General features: G+C 37.6%; 4 protein-coding genes. All 4 read right to left on the minus strand.

Going from position 1 to position 6551, the window contains the following annotated elements; genetic code table 11:
* Positions 1 to 146: 146 nt before the first annotated feature.
* Complete coding sequence (locus DC28_RS04730; RefSeq protein WP_037546454.1) at positions 147 to 2102, minus strand: ATP-binding protein; 1956 nt, start codon at positions 2100 to 2102, stop codon at positions 147 to 149.
* Positions 2103 to 2257: 155 nt separating this feature from the next.
* On the minus strand, positions 2258 to 3901 hold the full coding sequence (locus DC28_RS04735) for a DUF262 domain-containing protein (protein WP_037546455.1): 1644 nt from the start codon (positions 3899 to 3901) through the stop codon (positions 2258 to 2260).
* 107 nt (positions 3902 to 4008) lie between these two features.
* Positions 4009 to 5481, minus strand: a complete 1473-nt coding sequence (locus DC28_RS04740) for a reverse transcriptase domain-containing protein (RefSeq protein WP_081941948.1) — start codon at positions 5479 to 5481, stop codon at positions 4009 to 4011.
* Complete coding sequence (locus DC28_RS04745) at positions 5429 to 6544, minus strand: IS256 family transposase (protein WP_408020227.1); 1116 nt, start codon at positions 6542 to 6544, stop codon at positions 5429 to 5431. The genes DC28_RS04740 and DC28_RS04745 overlap by 53 nt, the downstream gene beginning before the upstream one ends.
* Positions 6545 to 6551 lie beyond the last annotated feature (7 nt).

Genomic DNA, 6551 nt, shown 5'->3' on the forward strand with positions numbered 1-6551 from the left:
GGACTATCGGAAACTCATTGCAAAATTACATTACCCGGCTCTTTATAACGACCGCTTGAGCGGCGAGCCGTCATTGGCGTGGAAAATGCCGAGCGCAGCGACAAGCATTTTTCATGACAATAGGCGAGTCCGTCTCGAAGCGATTGTTATGTTTCTGATATTCTATACTCTCCATTTAGGAGCTTAAAAAATACTTTATTTCTATTTTTAGCTAGTTCATAAATATCTTCAAAGGCTAATAACTCTATTCGAATTTCATTATAGACAGGTACTGAAGAATCTGAAGGAGCAATTGAAAACCTCTCATTGTAAAAGTATGAAGAACTTAAGTAAGGAATTTTATGTGCTATCCCGCTAGTGTTATTGGAATTCAATTCTTTATTTATATCAGATTTTCTAGCTAGAATTATTCCCGAAAAAAGGATTCTTTTAGGATCTATATCCCAAGCCAATATTTTGTTTGGTTCTTTATAGAACTGTGCAGCATAGCGCTTAACTTGCGCAACCATGCTCTCGTATCGATCACCTGCATTATGTGCATTGGTTGTTGATTTAAGTTCAAGGATTAGCAGTTCATTAATTTTCTCGGGATCATCAATCCACAAGTAAATGTCAGAGAGTTCCTGCCCTTTTCTCGAACTTAACCCCTTTGTTGTTTCTGAAAAAACCGTAAATTTATCATCTAAAATCCACAGGTTGTGCAGGTGATTTATATTTTCACTCGTTGAAAGCTTTTCTCCCCTTCGGAGGAAAAGATCATGTATGTCATCTTCAGGTTCAGACTTTTTCTCACCATCACTATCAAATCTCAAAATCATATCATGAAATTTATCTAACACTCGACTTCGATGCGCAACATAGATGTGCAAACTTGAATTGATTAGCTTGTCAATTTCTTCATTCTCAACATCTTTATTATTCCAATATGTCTTTTCAATACGTCCTTTGTTCTCAATTGCATCATTTACTATTTCATGTTCTTTCAGTATCTTGCGTGTTTGATCAATATTATCGTGAACCACAAAATCTTTAAGTGAAGGATATTTTTCTGTTGCCTTTAGTATGTTTGTTTTTGTTTCTTTTTTATTATTCTCAATCTGAGTATGATAATGCTGATTAAGGGTTAAGTCTAAATTAAACTGTATTCTACCAATATCTTCAGTGGCTACTTCAATTTTGTCGCCCTTAGGATCAACAAAAGAATCAAAAAAATCTGATGTTAAAATCCAATAATATTCTGAGGGTAAATCAATGTCATATTCCAACTTTCCATTTACAAGATCAGCTCTTAGGTGCCTTGCATAACATAAAACAGAGTTTTTAAGCTTAGATTTACTATCTGTATTCACAATCCAAACCTTGAAATTATAGTTTTTGCCATCTAGTAAGTTATTTACAGTGAAAGGTAGGCTTTTTATATTTTTCTCAATATAGGCCTTGTTAATCTTAATTTCATCTATGCCAGAGCAATAGATGTTAAGATTTAGAGTTGGGTACTCCATAAAGAACGGAAAAAAATTATCGATAAACCAAGCTTCTAAACTTTCTTTATCAGGATATTTTGAAAAAAAAGTATTTGCTCGACTCAACGTATTCTGTTTATTGATAGTAATAGTGAGTACAGTGCCGGTTTCAGCTATGTCTGTAGGGTTACCAGCTCCAGTTTCGATATCGAAAAGTGTGTTCCCTATTTCTGGGTACGGAAAAGTGTTTTCTCTATACTGGCCGTGTTCATCTAGGTATATAGAGTTATATATTGCTGCATCAGTAAAATATACTATCGAGAGTCTTCCTTGTCCTTGAGGGAATAACTTTAGTTCTTCCTTTTCAGAATTCCTATAATCAAGATGAGTGAATGATTTCCTATTTAATTTATTAAATCCTTCACCGTTATCTTTTACTTTAATGATAATTTCTTTTTCTTTTAGATCAACTGTTAAATTGATTTGTGGGAAATAACTAGTAGCATCAGATTTGCTCTTTTTAATTATTGTCGAATGAATTGAATTCGAGACAATCTCCCTAATTAAATACCCAAATTTCTCACGAGAATTTTTGTATATTTTTTCTGCTCTAAATTCTACTTCAGAACGTTGTTCCATTGTTTACTCCTTTATTCTCGTAAGCGCCGAAGGCGTCAACATAACAACGACTTGAGCCGTGAGCCGTAATTGGCGCGCGTCCTTGCCGGCGTAGCTGAAGCAAGGACCGTGACAATAGGCGAATCGGTCTCGAAGTCCTTGTTATGTTCGCACCACTAAAAGTCATCAAGAATTCTCTCTTGTATATCCTTGTTTCTTTCTCTGATCTTAGCGATTGTCCAATCTGCCTCTGTGAGAATTTGAATGCTTCTAGGATAATCAGAGACACGTTCTTTTAGGTATTTTTCTTTCTTTTTATCGAACTCAAGATTACTTGCACTTGAATTCTTACCTTTGCTAAGTAAAACCAAATTTCCTATAGTATGAACGACTGAATTGAGAGATTTATAATCGGGGTCGTTTCGCCAATTCGAACCAGAAGCAGGATTCTGTGGAAATACATGTTCTATGGATTTTGCATTAAATTCTTTAACAGCATCATTCTCACTGGTAAGAATCTCTAGCCTTAATAATAAATACTTAGCGTACCTTGATAAGTAAAAATTTTTTGAAGTTACAACCTTCTTTATTGGCTGTTCTTTAAATTTGATACTATTCAAAACATCGGTAGTTTTTTCAGAAGCTTCGATTGCCCTTAGAATTGTAGAATAAATACTAAATCGTTCGTCTTTTCGTACGCCCTTCGTCCAAGCTTCCAAGTAAACTTTTTCAAGTTTTAACAAAAACTTATAAAAATCTTTCTCATTAAATTTCTTAGCATAAGATAAGACACAAGCTCGCCACTCTGATGCACTAAACTCTTTATCCATTATGTAAATCAAGCTTTTATACTTAATTTTTATTGAGTTATCTTCTTCGACAAAATCTCGGTCAATAAAAATACTTCTATATAATTCTCCATAAGATTTAACGACATCGACAAATTTTTCACCTCTCGTAAGTAACCCTTTTCGGAAAATTCTTTTTTCGAACTCATTGAAAATATCTTCTGCAGGTTTTTCTTTTAAAAAAATCATTCTAATTAAGGATAGAATTGATTCTAAATTAGATTCACCGAGATCATTTTCTAAATTTTCCCATTCCTTTGAAATCTTATCTCTGGTTGCCGGAAGTGGCACAGCATCAGGCGATATATTCTGAGCTTTTAGTATGTCGATACGTCGTAATTGTCTTCCTCGATCATTTACGATTGTAAAAAGTTTAAATGCATCATCGAACGATGAAGTTGCTAAATATATTACAACACATTTTTGATTTACAAATTGAATAAATTTTTGCAATTGTTCTTGAGAATATTCCTGTAACTTTTCTTTGAAAATATGAATAGCCTGCAGATATCTTACTTCGGGTTCGACTAAATCTTTTTCCTTCTTGTCTGTTTCCGTCCCTCTTTTTGCCAGGACCAATTCTCTAAAAATTGATCTGTCTTTTACCGTAATTCTGGCTTTTTCTGGAATGCCATCCACCTTGTTTTCTTCTTGTACGATTTTCCCTTGTAATTGCTTTTTAAAATCATCATCTTCAATTAAATCGCGAAGGCAAGCAATTAATATCAATAAAGTAGTGAGACGCTGCTGTCCATCAACTACATCATAGTTCTGTTTTTCATCAGTTTTATGTAGGACAAGGGTTCCAAGAAAATATTGTTGGTCACTTTGAGCTGTAGCTAAATCATCTATCAAGTCCGTAAAATTATCTTGTTCCCAAGCAAATGGTCGTTGATAGTCAGGTATAGTAAAGAAGAAATCAGAAGAAAATAACTTCCCAATTAATTCTGTTTTACCTTCTAAATTGTTCAATGATTTCTCCTCTGTAATTCTGATATTTTGATGCTGAACATAACAACCGCTTAACCAGTTTTGAGGCGAAGCCGAAAAATCTGGTTCAAGCGAATGTTAAATGTTACTCAATAATTATAATTATCTTTCAAAGGATCAATTATCCCTTCTATGCCAGATTCAATTAATCCTTTTTTTATTGCTTTATAGATTGTCATGAAGCTTGGAATTTTAAGTAAATGCTTTTTTTTGACGATGGTTCGATTGCAATATGCTAAAAGGTCCTTGCGGCTTGCCTTAAATGGATAAATATGGCTGCGACTTAAATTATGCCTTTCCAACAGTTTTGCCCGTTGCTTAACTGCTTTAAAGACCGCATTCACTAACCATCCATCTAAATCACGAATCTGTTTTTCATTGTCAATCAAAGGATAGAAGCTCATTATTCCTTTGAAGAATATCCGATTACTCCTGCCAGATAGATATGAGGCAATCATTTCTTCGGTTAAGTTTCCATATAAATATCTTCTGATTTCGGATAGTGAACTCAGAAGTGCTTCATCTTTATCATTTCCTGGGATCTTCATGGCTCGTAAGGGAGATTTGTTTAATGGTTGCAATAAGTGTTTGTAAAGTATATAGGAAATTTGTTTCTGAATTTTCCGAACAGAACTTTTCTTAATAGACACATTTTCTACGGAGATTTCATATCCTAAGAAATCAACAAATGATTTTCTTCGTGCAAATTCCGCAGGGGATGAGTCCATGCATAATAGGCTGATTCCTTCGGATTTGTTCTCGTTAATTTTTACACCTGCATCACCAGAAAATTCATGTATAATTTCTGCAGCTCTATTTATTTTGTTATAGTCCGGTGACCAAATAACGGTGTCATCAGCGTATCTAGCAAATTGTAATCCTTCTTTTTCCAATTGTTTATCCAATCTCCAACAGACCAGATTCGCCAGAAATAAGGATATTGAGGTTCCTTGTGGTATACCCATTTTTCTTTCAGAAAGGAAAGCTTGAATGACTATTTCTTCTTCGGAACTAATTAAAAATCCATTGTTTTTGAATTGATCAAATAAATATTTATGTGCTATAGAATCAAAAAACTTTGAAAAGTCATACTCGGCTACAAATAGACGTGAGTTTTGTTTGAGTTCAATTGATACATCCTGAATCGCGAAATGAACATTTCGATCATTTCTATAGGCATATGCAAAGGAACTAAACCTATGCTTATTTTTCCTTAATAATCTGCGATAAAACATGGTAGAAACAGCAGCATCAGGAATCTGATACATAGCTACATTCCTGGTTCCCCCGGTTTTTTTAGGAATCTGTGCGATTTCTGGAGGATTAGGTTTATATTCTCCGATCTGAATTTTCTTTGCTATTGATCTGGCTATACTTGGTGCGTGTTTATGGACATAGAAGGGATTAAATTTTCTATCTATGCTCCAATGTTCAGGCTTGAAAGGCGATAACAACTCCGGGTCTGTAATGCGGATAAAGCAACCCTTTCTTCTGTAAAATTGGAAAAAGTTAATCGGTCTCCATATCCAAATATCGCTTCCCGGTTGCCCAGGTCTCGTCAACTTCCATCATGATCGCCGCTACGATACGGTTCAGTGATTCCTTGTTCGGGAAGATCATAGCCACTTTTGTCCGTCGTTTGATCTCCTTCATTTGTCGCTCGGCAAGATTGGAAGTGCGCAATCGCCGGCGATGTTTTACCGGGATCGTGAACACCGTAAGACTCTCCGGTACGTTGTGCTCCAGCCATTCGCTGAGCTGTGGAGAATCTGCGCGGTACTTATCAACGGCTATTTTCAGGTACCGCTGAGCTTCTTCCAGGTTAGGCGCATTGAACACGGTACGTAGATCCTGCGCCAGCTCTTTCCGCATGCTCTGCCGTGTCACGTGATGTCCGGCATTCTGCTGCAGGTGGAACTGGCAGCGTTGCCACTTCACGGTCGGGAAGATCGCTTCGCATGCCGCCTTCAGGCCACTATGAGCATCAGAGGTAATCATGGTTACCCCGTGAAGACCTCGTTCTACCAGCGACTGGAGGAACCTCCGCCAGTGGACATCGGCCTCGCTGATCTCTGTGCTAATTCCAAGTACACGGCGTTGCCCGGTAATGTCTATCCCATAGGCAATTAGCACCGCTCCTGACACCACTGAGCGATCCATACGAACCTTCTCATAGGTCGCGTCCAGCACGAGGTACTTATAGGTATCCAGAGGTCGTTCTCGCCATTTTTTGATCTCTTCATCAAGCAACCTGGCGGCATTCGAAACCTGGCTCTGAGAAACCTCGAACCCGCATAGCTGTTCGACGATCTTTGACACACGACGGGTTGAGACTCCCTGGATATACATCTGCGCAATGGCGAGCTTCAAGGCTCGTTCGCTGCGACACCCCTTATCGACCGCACCGGGATAAAACTCCATCCCCCGTACTTGTGGGATCTGAATTGGAACCTCGCCCATACGCGTCTTTAGGAGCTTATCCTTGTACCCGTTGCGATGGCCAGTCCGATCTTCATTACGCTCGTAGGGTCCGGCGGACAAGGCCTTCTCCTGTTCCAACTTCATGGCCAGATTCATGATGGTACCGATTGTCTTTGTGATGCTGTCCTTGCCTCCCCCCTGGATGTCTTCA

Source organism: Spirochaeta lutea (assembly GCF_000758165.1).
Lineage (GTDB): Bacteria > Spirochaetota > Spirochaetia > DSM-27196 > Salinispiraceae > Spirochaeta_D > Spirochaeta_D lutea.